Source organism: Pseudomonas sp. GW821-FHT09E04 (assembly GCF_059416185.1).
Window position 1 is genome coordinate 1,076,260 of record NZ_JBWKOR010000001.1, and the last position, 17,920, is coordinate 1,094,179.

16 protein-coding genes are annotated in these 17,920 nt (G+C 59.8%); 9 read left to right on the top strand and 7 right to left on the bottom strand.

Translation table 11 applies throughout. The features are described 5' to 3' along the window. Nucleotides 1-39: 39 nt before the first annotated feature. Complete coding sequence (locus AC07N4_RS04870; RefSeq protein WP_007952885.1) at nt 40-660, bottom strand: TetR/AcrR family transcriptional regulator; 621 nt, start codon at nt 658-660, stop codon at nt 40-42. 194 nt (nt 661-854) lie between these two features. Here AC07N4_RS04870 and copC point away from each other — a divergent pair, with 194 nt between their 5' ends. Both copC and copD read left to right on the top strand, forming a co-directional pair. Continuing rightward, complete coding sequence (gene copC, locus AC07N4_RS04875) at nt 855-1,217, top strand: copper homeostasis periplasmic binding protein CopC (protein ID WP_096822546.1); 363 nt, start codon at nt 855-857, stop codon at nt 1,215-1,217. A gap of 3 nt (nt 1,218-1,220) precedes the next feature. Next, the gene (gene copD / locus AC07N4_RS04880) at nt 1,221-2,078 is read left to right on the top strand and encodes a copper homeostasis membrane protein CopD (RefSeq protein WP_493065079.1); all 858 of its coding nucleotides are present in this window, start codon (nt 1,221-1,223) and stop codon (nt 2,076-2,078) included. Between the two features lie 2 nt (nt 2,079-2,080). Here the strand turns inward: copD and AC07N4_RS04885 are convergent, their stop codons facing one another. Together AC07N4_RS04885 and AC07N4_RS04890 are read right to left on the bottom strand one after the other, a co-directional pair. Continuing rightward, the gene (locus AC07N4_RS04885; RefSeq protein ID WP_102621988.1) at nt 2,081-3,223 is read right to left on the bottom strand and encodes an HlyD family secretion protein; all 1,143 of its coding nucleotides are present in this window, start codon (nt 3,221-3,223) and stop codon (nt 2,081-2,083) included. Beyond that, nucleotides 3,220-4,875, bottom strand: coding sequence for an MFS transporter (locus tag AC07N4_RS04890; RefSeq protein WP_096822549.1), 1,656 nt, complete (start codon nt 4,873-4,875; stop codon nt 3,220-3,222). The genes AC07N4_RS04885 and AC07N4_RS04890 overlap by 4 nt, the downstream gene beginning before the upstream one ends. A gap of 150 nt (nt 4,876-5,025) precedes the next feature. Here AC07N4_RS04890 and AC07N4_RS04895 point away from each other — a divergent pair, with 150 nt between their 5' ends. Then, nucleotides 5,026-5,976: a polysaccharide deacetylase family protein gene (locus tag AC07N4_RS04895; RefSeq protein ID WP_493065080.1), complete on the top strand. Its 951-nt coding sequence runs from the start codon at nt 5,026-5,028 to the stop codon at nt 5,974-5,976. Between the two features lie 44 nt (nt 5,977-6,020). Here AC07N4_RS04895 and AC07N4_RS04900 read toward each other — a convergent pair whose 3' ends face one another. The 3 genes from AC07N4_RS04900 to AC07N4_RS04910 are packed head-to-tail and all read right to left on the bottom strand — an operon-like array spanning nt 6,021 to nt 8,452. After that, nucleotides 6,021-6,821 carry a sulfite exporter TauE/SafE family protein gene (locus tag AC07N4_RS04900; protein ID WP_096822551.1) on the bottom strand — a complete coding sequence of 267 codons (801 nt, stop codon included), beginning with the start codon at nt 6,819-6,821 and terminating at the stop codon, nt 6,021-6,023. A gap of 9 nt (nt 6,822-6,830) precedes the next feature. Continuing rightward, nucleotides 6,831-8,075 (bottom strand): NAD(P)/FAD-dependent oxidoreductase, encoded by a 1,245-nt coding sequence (locus AC07N4_RS04905; protein ID WP_493065081.1) that lies wholly within the window; start codon nt 8,073-8,075, stop codon nt 6,831-6,833. Between the two features lie 38 nt (nt 8,076-8,113). After that, nucleotides 8,114-8,452 (bottom strand): ArsR/SmtB family transcription factor, encoded by a 339-nt coding sequence (locus tag AC07N4_RS04910; protein ID WP_007952897.1) that lies wholly within the window; start codon nt 8,450-8,452, stop codon nt 8,114-8,116. A 98-nt stretch (nt 8,453-8,550) separates the two neighbouring features. Here AC07N4_RS04910 and AC07N4_RS04915 point away from each other — a divergent pair, with 98 nt between their 5' ends. Continuing rightward, complete coding sequence (locus AC07N4_RS04915) at nt 8,551-9,414, top strand: MBL fold metallo-hydrolase (protein WP_493065082.1); 864 nt, start codon at nt 8,551-8,553, stop codon at nt 9,412-9,414. A gap of 203 nt (nt 9,415-9,617) precedes the next feature. Then, a complete protein-coding gene (locus AC07N4_RS04920; protein ID WP_493065083.1) occupies nt 9,618-12,146 on the top strand; it encodes a UvrD-helicase domain-containing protein in 2,529 nt (842 codons plus the stop codon). Between the two features lie 33 nt (nt 12,147-12,179). Here AC07N4_RS04920 and bkdR read toward each other — a convergent pair whose 3' ends face one another. After that, complete coding sequence (bkdR, locus tag AC07N4_RS04925; RefSeq protein ID WP_008059350.1) at nt 12,180-12,668, bottom strand: Bkd operon transcriptional regulator BkdR; 489 nt, start codon at nt 12,666-12,668, stop codon at nt 12,180-12,182. A gap of 185 nt (nt 12,669-12,853) precedes the next feature. Here bkdR and AC07N4_RS04930 point away from each other — a divergent pair, with 185 nt between their 5' ends. From AC07N4_RS04930 to lpdA, 4 genes are read left to right on the top strand one after another with little or no spacing between them, the layout of a single operon-like run. Next, complete coding sequence (locus AC07N4_RS04930) at nt 12,854-14,089, top strand: 3-methyl-2-oxobutanoate dehydrogenase (2-methylpropanoyl-transferring) subunit alpha (protein ID WP_007965287.1); 1,236 nt, start codon at nt 12,854-12,856, stop codon at nt 14,087-14,089. 1 nt (nt 14,090) lies between these two features. Then, nucleotides 14,091-15,149 carry an alpha-ketoacid dehydrogenase subunit beta gene (locus AC07N4_RS04935; protein WP_085711528.1) on the top strand — a complete coding sequence of 353 codons (1,059 nt, stop codon included), beginning with the start codon at nt 14,091-14,093 and terminating at the stop codon, nt 15,147-15,149. After that, a complete protein-coding gene (locus tag AC07N4_RS04940; RefSeq protein WP_493065084.1) occupies nt 15,150-16,427 on the top strand; it encodes a dihydrolipoamide acetyltransferase family protein in 1,278 nt (425 codons plus the stop codon). A gap of 4 nt (nt 16,428-16,431) precedes the next feature. Next, nucleotides 16,432-17,805, top strand: a complete 1,374-nt coding sequence (gene lpdA, locus AC07N4_RS04945) for a dihydrolipoyl dehydrogenase (RefSeq protein ID WP_493065085.1) — start codon at nt 16,432-16,434, stop codon at nt 17,803-17,805. Nucleotides 17,806-17,920: the final 115 nt, after the last annotated feature.

Here is a 17,920-nt window from a genome sequence, read left to right on the forward strand (position 1 = left end):
CGGGAGAGGGCTGGGGTGAGGGTTAGCTTTTGACTTTTTTCAGGGTTCTAAACCTATCCCCCGCAAAATCACACTCGTCACCGTCTGCACCGCCCGCTCGAACTGCATGTCCGACAACGGCTGATGCTCATTCAGAATGTTCACCTGGTGATCGAAGTCGGCATAGTGCTGGGTCGACGCCCAGATCATGTACAGCAGGCTCGACGGCTCCACCGGCAGAATCCGCTTGTCCTCCACCCACTGACGAATCTTCGCCTCTTTCATCTTCGCCCAGTCGTACAGGCTGACATCCAGCGCCTCGCCCAGGGTCGGCGCTCCGTGGATGATTTCGTTGGCCCAGACTTTCGAGCCGTAAGGCCGGCTGCGCGAGTGGTTCATCTTGGCGCGGATGTAGCTGCTGAGCACCACCCGCGGATCATCGAACATCTCGAAGCACAGGGCGTCCTGCTTCCACACTTCCAGCAGGTCGAACAGCACCGCGCTGTACAGCTCGCTCTTGGTCGAGAAGTAGTAATGCAGGTTGGAACGCGGCAATTGCACTTCGGCGGCGATGTCGGCCATGGCGGTGCCACCGAAGCCTTTTTCGGCGAATACCTTTTCCGCCGCCAGCAGGATCTTGTCGACATTGGTGCGGCGGATTTCGATCTTGTGATTGCCCATGAGGGCTCCCTGAAGACAACGTTGTTGAAGACTAGCATCCGCTCTGGGCAAGGGGCGACAGCCGAGAACGATTCTTCACACACCCGGGCATTTTTCTGGTTTAGGATCGCCACCCGCCTCCTTGTCTCACCTCAAGGCAACGTGCACGGCACACCCTATACTGTCCGCCGTCACTCACTGAAAAGGGATTGCCCATGAAGCTGAAAAACCTGTTCACCGCCGGCGCGCTGCTCGCCTCGCTGGTCGTCACTTCCCAGGCGTTCGCCCACGCACATCTGAAAAGCCAGACCCCGGCCGCCGACAGCACCGTCGCCGCGCCTGCGGATCTGCGCCTGGTGTTTTCCGAAGGCGTCGAAGCCAGCTTCACCAAAGTCATCGTGACCCACGATGGCGCGCCGGTGAAGGTCAAGCCGCTGACCACCGAAGGCGACAAGAAAACCCTGATCGTCACGCCCGAAGCACCATTGACCGCTGGCGAATACAAGGTCGAATGGCACGCGGTGTCGGTCGATACGCACAAGAGCGAAGGCGCCTATCAGTTCAAGGTTGGCCAGTAATTCATGAGTGAAGCGTTGGTGTTGTGCCGGTTCCTGCATTTCATCGTGGTGTTGATGCTGTTCGGGGCCTGGCTGTTCCGGCCGCTGCTGCTCAAGGGTGAAGCGCCGGCGCTGGATCGACACCTGGCGCGGCTGGCCCGTTGGCTGGCGGCGATTGCGCTGGTCAGCGGCGTTGCCTGGGCGTTGCTGATCACCGCGAGCATGGCCGGTTCGGCCGCTGCAGCGTTCGATCCGGACACCATTGAGCTAGTGCTGGGCCATACGTTTTTCGGTCAGGTGTGGCGCTGGCATCTGCTGATCAATGCACTGCTATTGGCGTTGCTGTTTACCCCGTGGCGATCGAGCCAACCATTGCGGCTGGGCCTGAGCGCGTTGCTGCTGATGACCCTCGCCCCGGTCGGTCACGGGGCCATGCTCGACGGCTTCAGCGGCCAGATGCTGATCCTCAATCAGGTGGTTCACCTGACGTGCGTCGGCGCCTGGCTCGGTGGGTTGCTGATGCTGGTGATGATCCTGCGCCAGTCCGGCGAAACGGTTCGTGAGGTCCTGCAGCGGTTCAGCGGGCTCGGCTACGTGTTGGTCGCCGGCCTGCTGATCACCGGGCTGATCAACGTGCGCGTCCTCACCGGCCAATGGTGGCCGACGCCGTTGTTCTCGGGATTTGCCCTGATTCTGTTGATCAAGGCATTGCTGGTGTTCGGCATGCTCGCACTGGCGCTGTTCAACCGCTTGCGCATCAGTGATTGCGAACAACGGATCGACACCCTCAAGCACAGCGTGATGCTCGAGTGGTTGCTGGGGATCGGTGCCGTGGCGGCCGTGTCTGTGCTCGGCACCCTGCCCCCGATGATCGCCGCCTGAAGTCAGTGCTTCTGGGTATCACCCGCCGCCGTATCGATGCTGACCACCACCGACATCCCCGGTCGCAGCCGTTCGCTCTCCTGCTGCCCCGGATCGATGGTGATACGCACCGGCACCCGCTGAGCGATTTTCACGAAGTTGCCGGTGGCGTTGTCGGCCTGCAATAAGGCGAATTCGGAACCGGTGCCCGGCGAAATGTGCTGCACATGACCCGTGAACTTGCGGTGGTTCAGGCCATCCACGGTGAAGGTCACCGGTTGCCCGACCCGCACGTTGTCCATCTGGGTTTCCTTCATGTTGGCGATCACCCATTTCTGATCCGGCACCAGTGCCATCAACTGTGCCCCGGAATTGACGTAGGCACCGAGGCGCACGCCGATCTGCCCGAGCTGGCCGTCGCGCGGGGCGATGATCCGGGTGTTGGACAGATCGATCCGCGCCAGTTGCACCGCCGCCTCGGCGCTGGCCACCGCGGCTTCCAGCGAGCCGCGATTGACGATCACCGTTTGCAGATCCTGCCGGGCGATTTCCAGATTGGCCTTGGCCTGCGCCACCGACGCAATGCCCTGCGCATTGGCGGCCAGCGCCACGTCCATCTCACGCTTGGAGACGGAGCCGTCATTGACCAACGCCGTGTTGCGTCGCAAGTCAGCCTCGCTTTTGCGTAACTGCGCCTCGCTATCAGCCACCACCGCCTGCCGCAACTTGATCGTCGCTTCGGCGCTGTTGCGCTGCTGGACGACGTTGGCCAGCGCAGCCTTCTGTACCGCCAGTTGCGCCAGCGACTGATCGAGACGCTGCTGATAAATGCGGTCATCGAGACGCACCAGCAAATCGCCTTCCTTCACAAACTGGAAGTCCTGCACCGGTACTTCAAACACATAACCACTGAGCTGCGGACCGATGATCGTCACCTGCCCCCGCACCAAGGCGTTTTCAGTGGTCTCGACCGCGCTGCTGAACGGCGGCAACTGCCAGGCGTAAAGCACGATCAGCACACCGACGATGGCAATCGCGGCAAAGCCCAGCGACGAGATGATCCGCACCCGCAACGAGCGCGGTTCAGTGTTCGGTGATGACGGCGGCGCCTCTCCCTCGGGAGTGGCGGCGATGGCATTGGTGGTCGTGGTGGTCGGTTCGGTCATGAAGAAGTGGCACCGCTGGAAGGTACGGAAGGTGTCGGGGCGACGGCTTTGGTGGTGCTGATCAGCCACAGCGCACGGAGGGAAATCCAGATCATGGTCAAGATCGCGATCACCGCAATCAGCATGAACACATCGTTGTAGGCCAGCACGTTGGCTTCCCGGGTGGCGGCGTTGGCCAGGCTGCGAATGCCTTGCAGGTTGCGCAGGCTCGGGTCCGCAATCAGGGAGCCGACCGCCGAACCGCCGCTCTGTACCCGGGCGGCCACCAACGGATCGGACAGCACCAGTTGCTCGACGATATGGCTGGAATGAAATTTCTCGCGCACGATCTGGAACGTCCCCAGCAACGCTGCGCCGATCAGGCCGCCGAGGTTGTTGCAGATCCCGAACAACACCGAAAAACTCACCAGATTACGCGGATTGGTCAGCACGTTGCGCGTGCCGAGGACCATGGTCGGGCCGAGGAAGAATGTGCTGCCGAACGCCAGCAGGAACTGGCTGAAATAGAGGTTTTCGGGGCGGGTCAGGTTGTTTGAAGAGCTGTCGATGATCGAACCGGTGGCCATCAACGCCAGCGACACGATCAGCGGCATCAGCAGGTGTTTCGGGTCGATGGTCAGCGCACTGGTCAGCAGCCCGGCGACGCTGCCGATCAGCATCACCACGTAGAGGCTGTGCAACTGCTGGCTGCTCATGTTCAGGTTCTGCATGAAACCCACTGCGCCGGTGGATTGCTCCGAGGTCACCATGCGAATCAGGATCACCGCCAGCGCGAGGCGGATCATCACCCCGCTGCCGAGCCAGCGGGTCATCAGCATCGGGTTGCTGCGGTTGTGTTCGATGGCCAGCCCCGCGAGGATCAAGGCAATCGATGCGGCAAGGGCGATGCCGATCCATTGTGCTTCGAGCCACCAGTCGATCCGCCCTAGGGACAGCACCGCGCACAGCAAGGCCACGCCACTGGCGAGGATGGCGAAGGTGAGAAAGTCGAGGGGTTCGAAAGTCTTGAAGCGGTCACCCGGCGGCAGCTTGAGCATCAACACGCAGCCGAGCGACAGCAGCGCCATGCCCAATTCGAACAGGTACAGGCCGCGCCATTCGGCGATCTGCAGCAAGTCTTCGGAGAACAATCGCGCCAGCGGCAACGCCAATTGCGAAGTGCCAAGCCCCAGCACCAGCGCCTTCATCCGCCATTTGGCCGGGAACGCCTGCACCATGTAATACAGGCCCAGCGAGCTCAACGCCGCGCCGACCATGCCGTGAGCGGCACGCACCGCAATCGCCGAGCTCAGGTCATTGACGAACAAATGGCCGAAGGTCACCAGCGCATACAAAACCAGAAACACCTCGGTGAACGCCCGCAAACCGAACTGCTGGCGAAACTTCACCAGCAGCAGGTTCATCGACACGTTGGTCATTACATACGCCGCCGGCAACCAGGCCATTTCAGCCGTCGTCGCCCCAATCGCCCCTTGCAGGTAAGGCAGGTTGGCGACCACCAGCGAATTGCCCAAACCACCGGTCAGCGCCACCAGCAACCCCACCAGCGCATAGGCCAGGCGCCTGGGGTTGGAGTGCAGCGGCGTCGAGGGGGAACCGGGCAGACTGGGCTTCTCGTGAGGCTGCCAGTCGCGCGGGGCGTATTGATTCATTGAAAGGCCTTGTGCCGAAGATGGCATCAGTGTGCCGGGGTCGCCGGGATTCGTAAATTTTGTTTAAAGGTCATCTCGCACGCAGCGGATTTTTCCCAAGCGTAGCGAATGCCAACCTTGCAGCACTTCTCAACCGGCAAGGTGCCCGTTATGACCACTTCCCGCTGGCAACGCTCCCCGCGTCTGCTGAAAAACCTGCTGGCAGCCGCCCTGATGCTGCCTGCCCTCGCCTTCGCCCAGGAACGACCCTGGCCGGATGGCTCGCAACTGGTGATTTCGGTGTCGATGCAATTCGAAACCGGCGGCCAGCCCGAGGGTGCTGAAAGTCCGTTCTCCGGTACACCGTTGCCCAAAGGCTACCCGGACCTGCCGGCGCAGACCTGGTTCGATTACGGCTACAAGGAAGGCTTGTGGCGCATGCTTGATCTGTGGGACCGCACCGGCATCAAGGTCACCTCCCACGTGGTCGGCGAAGCGGCGCTCAAGCACCCGGAACTGGCCAAGGCGATCGCCGAGCGCGGCCATGAACTGGCAGCCCATGGCATGCGCTGGGCCGACTCGTACAACATGAACTACGCCCAGGAAAAACAGTTCATCGGTGATGGCGTCGCAGCCGTGGAAAAAATCACCGGCCAGCGCTCGGTCGGCTACAACGCCAACTGGCTGCGCCGCAGTCCCAATACGTTGAAGGTGCTGCAGGATCTGAATTTCACCTACCACATCGACGACGTCAGCCGCGACGAACCCTTCGTGACGATGGTTCGCGGGCGCAAATTCGCCGTGGTGCCCTACACCCTGCGCAACAACGACATCGTATTGATCGAGGGCCGGCACTTCTCCGCCGAGCAGTTCTATCAGCAACTGGTGCTGGAATTCGATCGCCTCTACGCCGAAGGCGCGAGCAAGCGGCGGATGATGTCGGTGAGTCTGCACGACCGCATCGGCGGCACGCCGGCGATGGTCGAGGCGATGGAACGTTTTATCCGTTACGCGCAATCGCATCCGAAGGTGACATTCATGCGCAAGGATCAGATTGCCCAGGTGGTGCTGACCGAGAAAAACCCGCTGATCGACAACACCGAGGCGGCTTACAACCAGTGAAAAAAAATCGCAGCCAAGGCTGCGATTTTTCTCTGTTTAACGACTCACGCCCGCAGCAGCATATAAGCCGCAACCACCAGGCACACACTGGCAAACCCCACCTGCAACGCCCGCGCCGGTACCCGCGCGCAAAGTTTGCGCCCGACGATCATGCCGACGATGCTCGCAACGATAAACGCCGCGCCCAGATGATCGATCCGCACCCCGGCATGAAACGCGCCGATCACGCCAATGGCGGAAATCAGGCTGATGACCATCAAGGAAGTGGCGACGATCCCGCGCATCTGCACATCGGTCAGTTGCTTGAACGCCGGCACGATCAGAAACCCGCCGCCAACCCCCAGCAAACCAGACACCACGCCGGTGACCGCGCCCAACGCCGCCAGGGTCGCGGTGCATTTGGCGGTCCAGTCGAAGCGACCGGTCTGTTCGTTGAGCATGCAGTTCTTCTGCCCCCAACTGGCGTGGCCATGATCGCTCGGGCCCGGCTCCTGGCGTTCGCGGCGCAGCATGCGCCACGCCACCATCACCATCAGCAGGCTGAACAGGATCATCAGGATCTTTTCCGGCAACTGATGGGCGAAGTAGATGCCCACCGGCGAAAACACTGCACCAAGTGCCGCAATCAACAGCGCCGCGCGATAACGCACCAGACCATGGCGCAGACCGTCGATGGCACCGACCGCCGCCGCGCTGCCGACGGCGAACAACGCCACCGGCGCCGCTTGCGTCATCGTCCAGCCCAGTCCGAGCACCAGCGCGGGCACCGCGAGAATCCCGCCGCCGGCCCCGGTCAGACCGAGGATCAACCCCATCAACACGCCAAACAGACTTGCCAGCAACATAGAGTGTTCTCAGTCGACTTTGGACAGGCTCGTCAGCCATTCGCGGCCCTTGAGCATGCCGTGCCAGTAGAACCACGGCAGCAGGGTCGCCTTCAGCCACCATGCAGAACGGCGCGGCACGGTCGGGTCGAGGGGAAAGGTCGACAGCAACTTACCGCCATAGCCGAACTCGGCGAGGATCACCTTGCCCTTCTCCACCGTCAGCGGGCAGGAACCGTAGCCGTCGTACTTCAGTGGCAGCGCCAGTTCCTTGCGCAACGCCAGCAGATTTTCCGCCACCACCACGACTTGCTTGCGCACTGCCGCCGCGGTTTTCGCATTGGTGGTGCCGCAGATATCGCCCAGCGCAAACACTTCGGGATAACGCGGATGTTGCAGCGTGTGCGGGTTGACCTCGCACCAGCCGGCGGCTTCGGCCAGCGGACTCTGCGCGATGAAGTCCGGCGAAACCTGCGGCGGCACCACGTGTAGCAGGTCGAAGGTTTTCGCCTGACGGGTGACGTAGCCGTCCGCGTCCTTGATGTCAAACCAGGCGGTTTTCGCCGGGCCATCGACCTTCACCAGATTGGAATTGAACGCCAGCCGCGCGTTGTATTTCTCGATGTATTTCATCAGCGGCGGCACGAAGGTCGCCACACCGAACAGCGCGGCGCCGGCCAGGTTGAATTCAACCTCGACCTTGTTCAATACGCCCTTCTTGAGCCAGTGGTCGCAGGACAGATAGAGCGCCTTCTGAGGGGCACCGGCGCATTTGATCGGCATCGCCGGCTGAGTGAACAGCGCCTTGCCGCCGCGCAGTTTCTGCACCTGTTCCCAAGTGTATTGCGCATGCTGATAGCTGTAGTTGGACGTCACACCGTGCTGGCCGAGACTTTCCTGCAAGCCTTCGATCTTCTCCCACGCCAGGCGCAGGCCGGGGCAGACGATCAGGTTCTGATAGGTGACGGTGCGTTGATCGTTGAGGGTGAGTTGGCGTGTGTCGGGATCGATGTTGGTCACTGCCGCCTGAATCCAGGTGGCCTGACGCGGCAGTACCTTGTTCATCGGTCGGGCGGTGTCTTTGGCGTCGTAGGCGCCACCGCCGACCAGCGTCCAGGCCGGTTGGTAGTAATGCTGGGCACTCGGTTCGATCACCGTGATATTCAGGTGCGGGTCACGTTTGAGCAGGCTGGCGACAAAACCGATGCCGGCAGTGCCCCCGCCGATGACCACGATGTCCGCACTGATGGATGGGCCCCAGTGTTGATCGTTCATTGCTTGTTCCTTATTGCTGCACGCAAGGATAGCCGGGTCTATTGCGCCCAGCTTTTGAGCACGGCTCCGCAGTAGAGTCCGGACAGTGTTTTCATCACCTGGATGACTTCATGACTGGCGAGACCGTAGAAAATGTACTTGCCTTCACGACGGGTCGCGACCAGCCCTTCATCACGCAGGATGCCCAGTTGCTGGGACAGGGTCGGCTGACGCACGCCGGTCATTTTCTCCAGCTCGCCGACGTTGCGTTCGCCCTGGGTCAACTGGCACAGGATCAACAACCGATCCTCGTTGGCCAAGGCCTTGAGCAGCGAACAGGCCTTGGAGGCCGAGGCCCGCAGTTGGGCGACTTCACATTCGGTCAGACTGGATTGCATTTGCAGGATGCCTTCAACGTCACTTAAGCTGCGAACATTATGTTTTTACATAAAGTGTTGCAACCCTGACTTTCCACCTCCTGCACAGGACCGTGTCCATGCCCGCGCTGATTGAAGCTTTCCTAGACCCCGCCTCTTCGACCTACAGCTATGTGGTCTACGAGGCCGATGGCGGGCAATGCGCAATCGTCGATCCGGTGCTTGATTACGACGGCGCCGCCGGTCGCACCTGCACGGCTCAGGCCGACAAGATCATTGCCTTTGTTCGCGCCCATAAGCTGCAAGTGCAGTGGCTGCTGGAAACCCACGCCCACGCCGACCACCTGTCCGCCGCGCCTTATCTGCGTCGTGAACTGGGCGGCAAGATCGCGATTGGCGAATCGATCAGCAAAGTGCAGAACGTGTTCAAGGCGCTGTTCAACCTGGAGCCGGAATTTCGCGTCGATGGTTCGCAATTCGATCACCTGTTCGCGCCGAACGAGTCATTCAGGATCGGCAATCTCAAGGCCACCGCCCTGCACGTCCCCGGCCACACCCCGGCGGACATGGCCTACCTGATCGACGGCGAACAGATCCTGGTCGGCGACACGCTGTTCATGCCCGACGTCGGCACCGCCCGTTGCGACTTCCCCGGCGGCAACGCGAATCAACTGTTCAATTCGATCCACAAACTGCTGGCCTTCCCAGCCAGCGTGAAGCTCTACGTCTGCCACGACTACCCACCCGCAGGTCGCGCCTCACAGTGCCAGACCACCGTTGGCGAACAGCGTAAAAGCAATATCCATGTGCATGACGGCGTCGACGAAACCGCGTTCGTCGAGATGCGCACCAAACGTGATGCCGGGTTGGGCATGCCGACGCTGTTGCTGCCGGCGATTCAGGTGAATGTGCGGGCGGGGAATCTGCCGCCGGCGGAAGGTAATGGCGTTGTCTACCTGAAGATTCCGATCAACAAAATGTGAGTTCAATTGCCCAGATGATTATTCGCTCCCTCATTTAAAGGAGCGCTCTGGACCGTGCCCTAGCCAAAATGCCACTACCGTGTAATATCCGGAAACCTAAACCGCTACGGCAGACTCCCTGCGATTACAAATGCGCAGGTGAGCAATAACACGGACATCGTCGAAGTCACACTTCGTCGAGAAGACTTTTTTGCAGGGAAACCATGAGTCAAACTTCTCCACAGGGGCAACCCCCTGAGCTGGAACCTGAAACATTCAATCGCCACCTCTCTATTTCCCTTCGCGCAATCGCCTACTTGTCATCCAAAGTCCTTGAGGCACTCAAAGCCATTGACGGGCGATCCTTCTTCGAGGGTAGAGAAGAAGGAATCAAGCTTGGCAATGACGCGGGCCTGCTTGCCGGAAAGGATCTCGGCTACGCTGAGGGTTATGCAGAGGGGCGCGCCATTCTAGAGATCAACGACCTGCGCTCAGCCGCATCCTTGCCAGGAGAGGATCACTCCCTTTTTGACAATGAACTCATGCCCATCACCGATGATATCAAGCAGAAAATGCGCGACGAGGTGTGGGAAAAACTTGATAAGAAAGAACAACCGAGCGATCAGCAGTGGGCAATGATCTTTGCCGACACGACCTGTACTTCAGTGATCGCTGGCGCGGGCTCCGGGAAGTCCACGACGTTGGCCTTGCGTGTTGTGCTTAAACACTTTCACCTGGGCATCCCCCTTCATCACATGCAGGTGACTACCTTCACCACTGAGTCTAAAAAAGACTTGCAGAAAAAGATGGTGAAGATTTTCAAATCGTGGGGCAAAGACCTGAGTGAGAGTCAAACCAAGAGTTTGGTGCGCACCTTTCACAGCAAAGTATTCGGCTTCATGAAAGCGTTCTCGGATGCGCCTATCGACTATTTCGATTTCTTGGGCGCAAAAAAATCAGGTGAGGATGAGGACGAGTTGGAAAACCCCTTTTCGTCAAAGATCACGAATGAGCAAGGATTGGTTCTTTCCCAAGTATTCAATAGCCTTTACGAGAAAGACCTGACGTTCAAAAAACACATCCTGGATCTCTACCAATCGATCGTCTTCGTCAAGCCGGATCCTATGTCTGAGTCCATGCGAATCAAAAAAAATCAGATTCTCGGCAAGATGTCCGAAAAGGATGAAGCTGTCTGCGATGAAATTGAGGCCGCATGGGTGGAGTTGGGTCTATGGCCAATTCCAGGTGTGGCCGAGCGTCGAACCTTCAACATCGAGAGAACCCCCTTCATAGCCCATGGTTACTTGGAAGAGCTCGAAACACTGGTAATTCTTGGTTGGCCGGACACGAAAAACCAGTCGGCCGAAATTCCTAGGCGCGAAGGCCAGACAGTGAATCTCAAACAAGAGAGCTGGAGCCGCCAGGCGATGATTGGAGAATGTTATCGGGGGAAAAAATACATTCTCATCAATAACGTTATGGCCGCAAAGACGCTGATGGGCAATGCCCAGCACATGATCTTTCAGGACGCCGGTTTTGATTATCACTTGCCGGGCACGACTATCAAGGAAACGAAGCTGACCGAAGTGTTCTTTGCCGAAGCCAACTACATCGAGAACCTGGGGTTGGATGTAGTCCAGGCGATCGGTTCATTAGATTTTACGCCGGGCGACCCACGCCAGCCTTTCTACCTCGCCTTGCAGATCTATTGGCGCGGCTTCCATGATTACCTGGAAAGCATGTCGCCCAAAAGATTGATCACCTTCAACAAGGCATTCGCACTGTTTGGCGAACACAATCCGGAAAATATTAAGCGCATTCCAACAGCCGAGCTAGACGGCATGCGGCATCTCATGATTGATGAGTTCCAGGACGTGTCCGGCCTGAACATTTCCTGGGTCCGGCAATGCTGCAAAGAGATCCGTAATCGTAATCAAGGCCTGCCCGGATTGGGCAACAGTCTGATGGCAGTCGGCGACGACTGGCAAAGTATCTATGGCTGGCGCGGTAGCTCACCCCTGTATCTGATGGACTTCCATAAGCATTTCCACGCCCATACGCGCAACACTCTGTACATGCAGAACAACTACCGTTCCCATCAGACAATCATTGATGCTGCCGAACAAGTTGTCCGTCCCACCACAACCGATAAAGCCAAGCATGGGATTGCAGCGAACGAAAAAGTCGTTAATCAAAAGACACCCGTATACATGCACTACGTGGCTAAAGATAAAAAAATCGTCGAACCGGACGAAACGATTCTGCGACTCGTCAGACAAGCCTATGACGACGGTCATAGCATACTGATGGTATTTCGCGTTGGCGATGTTGAAAAAGCATACAGAACAGCCCTACGAGGCCTATTGCAAGAAGCGCAAAAAAAACAGCGCAACGTCAAACTGATGACCTTTCACAAGTCCAAAGGATTGCAGGCGCAATCTGTTTTCGTTATCGGTGATTGCTTCTATAACCCGACGAAATCCAAACGCAACGACATTTACAACCTCACCCAACTGGGCGACAAATCTCCAGCGCCTTACGACAACGCTCAATCAGATGAGGCACTGCGTTTAGCTTACGTTGGCATTACTCGCGCCGAACTCAGATGTCATTGGCTGGTTGACCGCGAGGTCACCGCGACGACCAAACAAAGCGGAAGTAATGCTTCGGGGTATGCAGATCTTAAATCCGGATGCTACAAAAAGTGGACTGATCACGAAACATCCGGAGTTTCAGCTCTTTCGCCGCAATAAGGTATTGATCCAGAGGCGGCGAAAGTGTCAGCGCTAGGTGCCCAACGTCAACCCATTCGCCGGTAACGGCAGTGCCGTCTTGTAACGCACCTGTTTGAGCGCAAAACTTGACCGGATGTTGGCCACGCCCGGCACCTTGGTCAGGAAGTCCATCATGAACCGCTCAAGCGACTGAATGGTCGGCACCAGCACCCGGATCAGATAGTCCGGGTCGCCGGCCATCAGGTAGCACTCCATGACTTCCGGCCGGTCGGAAATCGCCTCTTCGAAATGCTGCAGCGCTTCCTCTACCTGCTTCTCCAGGCTCACGTGAATGAACACGTTCACGTGCAGCCCGAGCAGGTCGGCGTCCAGCAGAGTCACTTGCTCGCGAATCAGGCCCAACTCTTCCATCGCCTTGACCCGGTTGAAGCACGGTGTCGGTGACAGATTGACCGAACGGGCCAGGTCAGCATTGGTGATGCGCGCGTTCTCTTGAAGGCTGTTGAGAATGCCGATGTCGGTACGGTCCAGTTTGCGCATGAGACAAAACCACCTGTTTTTTATGTTTATGCAGAATTTCTATCTGCAAATGATCTCCAGTGCAACGAAACAGAGAGAAATATTCTTCTTGCCCGGGCCTATGATTGTTGTAGGACAAGATTTCTTTTATCGAAGAATGACTGCCAGCTCACTACAAGAAATTCACAAGATCGAGCGTAGAAGCCATGACCCAAGCGTATGAACCGCTGCGTCTGCACGTCCCTGAACCCTCGGGCCGCCCAGGCTGCAAAACCGATTTCTCCTACCTGCATCTGACCGATGCCGGCACGGTGCGCAAACCTTCCATCGACGTTGAACCCGCCGACACCGCCGACCTGGCCCGTGGCCTGATTCGCGTGCTCGACGACCAGGGCAACGCCCTCGGCCCATGGGCTGAGAACGTGCCGGTCGAGATCCTGCGCAAAGGCATGCGCGCCATGCTCAAGACCCGGATCTACGACAACCGCATGGTGGTCGCCCAGCGTCAGAAAAAAATGTCGTTCTACATGCAAAGCCTTGGCGAAGAAGCCATCGGCAGCGCTCAGGCCCTGGCCTTGAACATCGACGACATGTGCTTCCCGACCTACCGCCAGCAAAGCATCCTGATGGCCCGCGACGTACCGCTGGTCGACCTGATCTGCCAACTGCTGTCCAACGAGCGCGACCCGCTCAAGGGCCGTCAGCTGCCGATCATGTACTCGGTCAAGGACGCCGGTTTCTTCACCATTTCCGGCAACCTCGCGACCCAGTTCATCCAGGGCGTGGGCTGGGGCATGGCCTCGGCGATCAAGGGCGACACCAAAATCGCCTCGGCCTGGATCGGCGACGGCGCCACCGCCGAATCGGACTTCCACACTGCCCTCACCTTCGCTCACGTTTACCGGGCGCCAGTGATCCTCAACGTGGTCAACAACCAGTGGGCGATCTCGACGTTCCAGGCCATCGCCGGTGGTGAAGCCACCACCTTCGCCGGACGCGGCGTCGGTTGCGGCATCGCTTCCCTGCGGGTTGATGGCAACGATTTCTACGCGGTCTACGCCGCCTCCGCCTGGGCTGCCGAACGCGCCCGCCGCGGCCTCGGCCCGACCATGATCGAATGGGTCACCTACCGCGCCGGCCCGCACTCGACCTCCGACGATCCGTCCAAATACCGTCCTGCCGACGACTGGAGCCACTTCCCGCTGGGCGACCCGATTGCCCGCCTGAAACAGCACCTGATCAAGGTCGGCCACTGGTCGGAAGAAGAGCACGCCGCCGTCAGCGCCGAGCTCGAAGCCGAAGTGATCGCCGCACAGAAACAGGCCGAACAGTACGGCACCCTCGCCGGCGGCCAGATTCCGAGCGCCGCGACCATGTTCGAAGACGTCTACAAAGAGATGCCGGAGCACTTGAAGCGCCAGCGTCAGCAGTTGGGGATCTGACATGAACGATCACAACAACAATATTCAGTTGGAAACCGCCATGACCACGACCACCATGACCATGATCCAGGCCCTGCGCTCGGCCATGGATGTGATGCTTGAGCGTGACGACAACGTTGTGGTGTTCGGCCAGGACGTCGGCTACTTCGGCGGCGTGTTCCGTTGCACCGAAGGCCTGCAGGCCAAGTACGGCACCTCGCGGGTGTTCGACGCGCCGATCTCCGAGAGCGGCATTGTCGGGACCGCCGTAGGCATGGGCGCCTACGGTCTGCGTCCGGTGGTGGAAATCCAGTTCGCCGACTACGTCTACCCAGCCTACGACCAGATCATTTCCGAGGCGGCACGCCTGCGTTATCGCTCGGCCGGCGAATTCACTGCGCCGATGACCCTGCGCATGCCTTGCGGTGGCGGCATCTACGGTGGTCAGACCCACAGCCAGAGCATCGAAGCCCTGTTCACCCAGGTCTGCGGCCTGCGCACTGTCATGCCGTCCAACCCGTATGACGCCAAGGGCCTGCTGATCGCCTCCATCGAAAACGATGACCCGGTGATCTTCCTCGAACCCAAACGCCTGTACAACGGCCCGTTCGACGGCCATCACGAACGTCCGGTAACCCCGTGGTCGAAACACCCGGCCGCGCAGGTGCCTGACGGCTACTACACCGTGCCGCTGGACGTCGCCGCCATCGCCCGTCCGGGCAAGGACGTGACCGTGCTGACCTACGGCACCACCGTGTACGTGTCGCAAGTCGCCGCCGAAGAATCCGGCGTTGATGCTGAAGTCATCGATCTGCGCAGCCTGTGGCCGCTGGACCTGGAAACCATTGTCAAATCCGTGAAGAAAACCGGCCGTTGCGTCGTGGTTCACGAAGCCACCCGCACCTGCGGTTTCGGCGCCGAACTGGTGTCGCTGGTGCAAGAGCATTGCTTCCACCACCTGGAAGCGCCGATCGAGCGCGTCACCGGTTGGGACACCCCCTACCCGCACGCGCAGGAGTGGGCGTATTTCCCTGGGCCGTCCCGAGTGGGCGCGGCGCTGAAACGGGTCATGGAGGTCTGAATGGGCACGCACGTTATCAAGATGCCGGACATCGGCGAAGGCATCGCAGAAGTAGAACTGTCGCAGTGGCACGTCAAGGTCGGCGATCTGGTCGTTGAAGATCAGGTGCTGGCGGATGTGATGACCGACAAGGCGATGGTCGACATTCCGTCGCCGGTCCACGGCAAAGTCATTGCACTGGGCGGTCAGCCGGGTGAAGTGATGGCGGTCGGCAGTATTCTGATCAGCATCGAAGTGGAAGGCGCTGGCAATCTGAAGGAGTCCGACAAACCGGCTCCTGCTCCTGCGAAAGAACCTGTTGCACCCAAAGTCGAAGCCGTCGCTGAAAGCAAACCTGCTGTTGTCGCGCCGCGTCCGGCGGCTACCGTTTGCCAGGGCCCGATGGTCGCCCGCGAAGCCGATGAGCGCCCGCTGGCCTCGCCGGCCGTGCGCAAACATGCGTTGGATCTGGGCATCCAACTGCGTCTGGTGCGTGGTTCCGGTCCGGCCGGACGCGTATTGCACGAAGACCTAGACGCCTATCTGGCGCAAGGTCAGTCGAACGCTTCAGCACCTGTCGCCGCCGCTTACGCCCAGCGTAACGATGAAGAACAGATTCAAGTGATCGGCATGCGCCGCAAGATTGCCCAGCGCATGCAGGACGCCACTCAGCGTGCCGCGCACTTCAGTTATGTCGAGGAAATCGACGTCACCGCGATTGAAGAACTGCGCGCCCACCTGAACGAAAAACACGGCGCCAGCCGTGGCAAGCTGACCTTGCTGCCGTTCCTCGTGCGTGCACTGGTCGTCGCCCTGCGCGACTTCCCGCAGATGAACGCCCGCTACGACGACGAAGCCCAGGTCATCACCCGCCTCGGCGCGGTGCATGTCGGCGTCGCCACCCAAAGCGATGTCGGCCTGATGGTGCCGGTGGTGCGTCACGCCGAGGCGCGCAGCCTGTGGGACAGCGCGGCAGAAATTTCCCGCCTGGCCAACGCCGCCCGCAATGGCAAGGCCAGCCGCGATGAACTGTCCGGCTCGACCATCACCCTGACCAGCCTCGGCGCCCTCGGCGGCATCGTCAGCACCCCGGTGCTGAACCTGCCGGAAGTGGCGATCGTCGGTGTGAACAAAATCGTCGAACGCCCGATGGTCGTCAAAGGCCAGGTGGTGATCCGCAAGATGATGAACCTCTCCAGCTCCTTCGATCACCGCGTGGTCGACGGCATGGACGCGGCGCTCTTCATCCAGGCCATTCGTGGCCTGATCGAACAACCCGCGACCCTGTTTGTGGAGTGATGCAATGCAAACTCTGTACACCACGCTGCTGATCATCGGCGGCGGCCCCGGCGGTTATGTAACGGCCATTCGTGCCGGGCAACTGGGCATTTCGACCATTCTGGTCGAGGGCGAATCACTGGGCGGCACCTGTCTGAACATCGGCTGCATTCCATCGAAAGCGCTTATCCATGTGGCCGAGCAGTTTCACCAGACTCAACATCACAACCAGCATTCGGCACTGGGTATCAACGTTTCCGCACCGACCCTCGACATCACCAAGAGCGTCGAGTGGAAGGACGGCATCGTCGATCGCCTGACCACCGGCGTCGCCGCGTTGCTGAAGAAGAACAAGGTTCAGGTCATCAACGGCTGGGCCAAGGTCGTCGACGGCAAGACCGTGGACGTCGGCGACACCCGCATCCAGTGCGAACATCTGGTGCTGGCCACCGGCTCGAAAAGCGTCAACCTGCCGATCCTGCCGATTGGCGGGCCGATCATTTCGTCGACCGAAGCACTGGCGCCGAAGTCGGTACCGAAACGCCTGATCGTGGTCGGCGGTGGTTACATCGGTCTGGAATTGGGCATTGCCTACCGCAAGCTCGGCGCCGAGGTCAGTGTGGTCGAGGCGCAGGATCGGATCCTGCCAGCCTACGACGCCGAACTGACCCAACCGGTGCACGACGCGCTTAAGCAACTGGGCGTGAAGCTGTATCTCAAGCACAGCGTGCTGGGCTTCGACGGTACGTTGCAGGTCCGCGACCCGAACGGCGACACCCTGAACCTGGAAACCGATCAGGTGCTGGTGGCCGTCGGTCGCAAACCCAATACCCAGGGCTGGAACCTCGAAGCGTTGAACCTGGACATGAACGGCGCGGCGATCAAGATCGACAGCCGCTGCCAGACCAGCATGCGCAACGTCTATGCCATCGGCGACCTGAGCGGCGAGCCGATGCTGGCTCACCGCGCCATGGCCCAGGGCGAGATGGTCGCCGAGCTGATCAGCGGCAAGACCCGCGAATTCAACCCGACCGCCATCGCTGCCGTGTGCTTCACCGACCCGGAACTGGTGGTCGTCGGCAAGACGCCGGATGAAGCCAAGGCTGCCGGACTGGACTGCATCGTGTCGAACTTCCCGTTCGCGGCCAATGGTCGGGCGATGACCCTGGAATCGAAAACCGGTTTCGTGCGGGTGGTCGCCCGTCGGGACAATCATGTGATTGTCGGCTGGCAGGCGGTCGGGGTCGGGGTGTCGGAACTGTCGACCGCGTTCGCGCAAAGCCTGGAAATGGGCGCGCGACTGGAGGACATCGGCGGCACCATCCACGCGCACCCGACGCTGGGTGAAGCGGTGCAGGAAGCGGCGTTGCGTGCCCTCGGGCATGCGTTGCACCTGTAAAAACCCGACGCGGGGGAGTTTTTTCATAAGCAGGCTAATAAATCTGCTGCTCCCCCCATCGCCCGGGCTGCGAAACCGCTCAAGAATGAAGTATTGTTGTGCCCATCCAAAAAAA

Coding starts and splice junctions, on each gene's coding strand:
- AC07N4_RS04890 (WP_096822549.1), bottom strand. CDS start 4,875: ATGAATCAATACGCCCCGCGCGACTGGCAGCCTCACGAGAAGCCCAGT.
- AC07N4_RS04900 (WP_096822551.1), bottom strand. CDS start 6,821: ATGTTGCTGGCAAGTCTGTTTGGCGTGTTGATGGGGTTGATCCTCGGT.
- AC07N4_RS04895 (WP_493065080.1), top strand. CDS start 5,026: ATGACCACTTCCCGCTGGCAACGCTCCCCGCGTCTGCTGAAAAACCTG.
- AC07N4_RS04910 (WP_007952897.1), bottom strand. CDS start 8,452: ATGCAATCCAGTCTGACCGAATGTGAAGTCGCCCAACTGCGGGCCTCG.
- AC07N4_RS04905 (WP_493065081.1), bottom strand. CDS start 8,075: ATGAACGATCAACACTGGGGCCCATCCATCAGTGCGGACATCGTGGTC.
- AC07N4_RS04885 (WP_102621988.1), bottom strand. CDS start 3,223: ATGACCGAACCGACCACCACGACCACCAATGCCATCGCCGCCACTCCC.
- AC07N4_RS04940 (WP_493065084.1), top strand. CDS start 15,150: ATGGGCACGCACGTTATCAAGATGCCGGACATCGGCGAAGGCATCGCA.
- lpdA (WP_493065085.1), top strand. CDS start 16,432: ATGCAAACTCTGTACACCACGCTGCTGATCATCGGCGGCGGCCCCGGC.
- AC07N4_RS04930 (WP_007965287.1), top strand. CDS start 12,854: ATGACCCAAGCGTATGAACCGCTGCGTCTGCACGTCCCTGAACCCTCG.
- copC (WP_096822546.1), top strand. CDS start 855: ATGAAGCTGAAAAACCTGTTCACCGCCGGCGCGCTGCTCGCCTCGCTG.
- AC07N4_RS04870 (WP_007952885.1), bottom strand. CDS start 660: ATGGGCAATCACAAGATCGAAATCCGCCGCACCAATGTCGACAAGATC.
- AC07N4_RS04920 (WP_493065083.1), top strand. CDS start 9,618: ATGAGTCAAACTTCTCCACAGGGGCAACCCCCTGAGCTGGAACCTGAA.
- bkdR (WP_008059350.1), bottom strand. CDS start 12,668: ATGCGCAAACTGGACCGTACCGACATCGGCATTCTCAACAGCCTTCAA.
- AC07N4_RS04915 (WP_493065082.1), top strand. CDS start 8,551: ATGCCCGCGCTGATTGAAGCTTTCCTAGACCCCGCCTCTTCGACCTAC.
- AC07N4_RS04935 (WP_085711528.1), top strand. CDS start 14,091: ATGAACGATCACAACAACAATATTCAGTTGGAAACCGCCATGACCACG.
- copD (WP_493065079.1), top strand. CDS start 1,221: ATGAGTGAAGCGTTGGTGTTGTGCCGGTTCCTGCATTTCATCGTGGTG.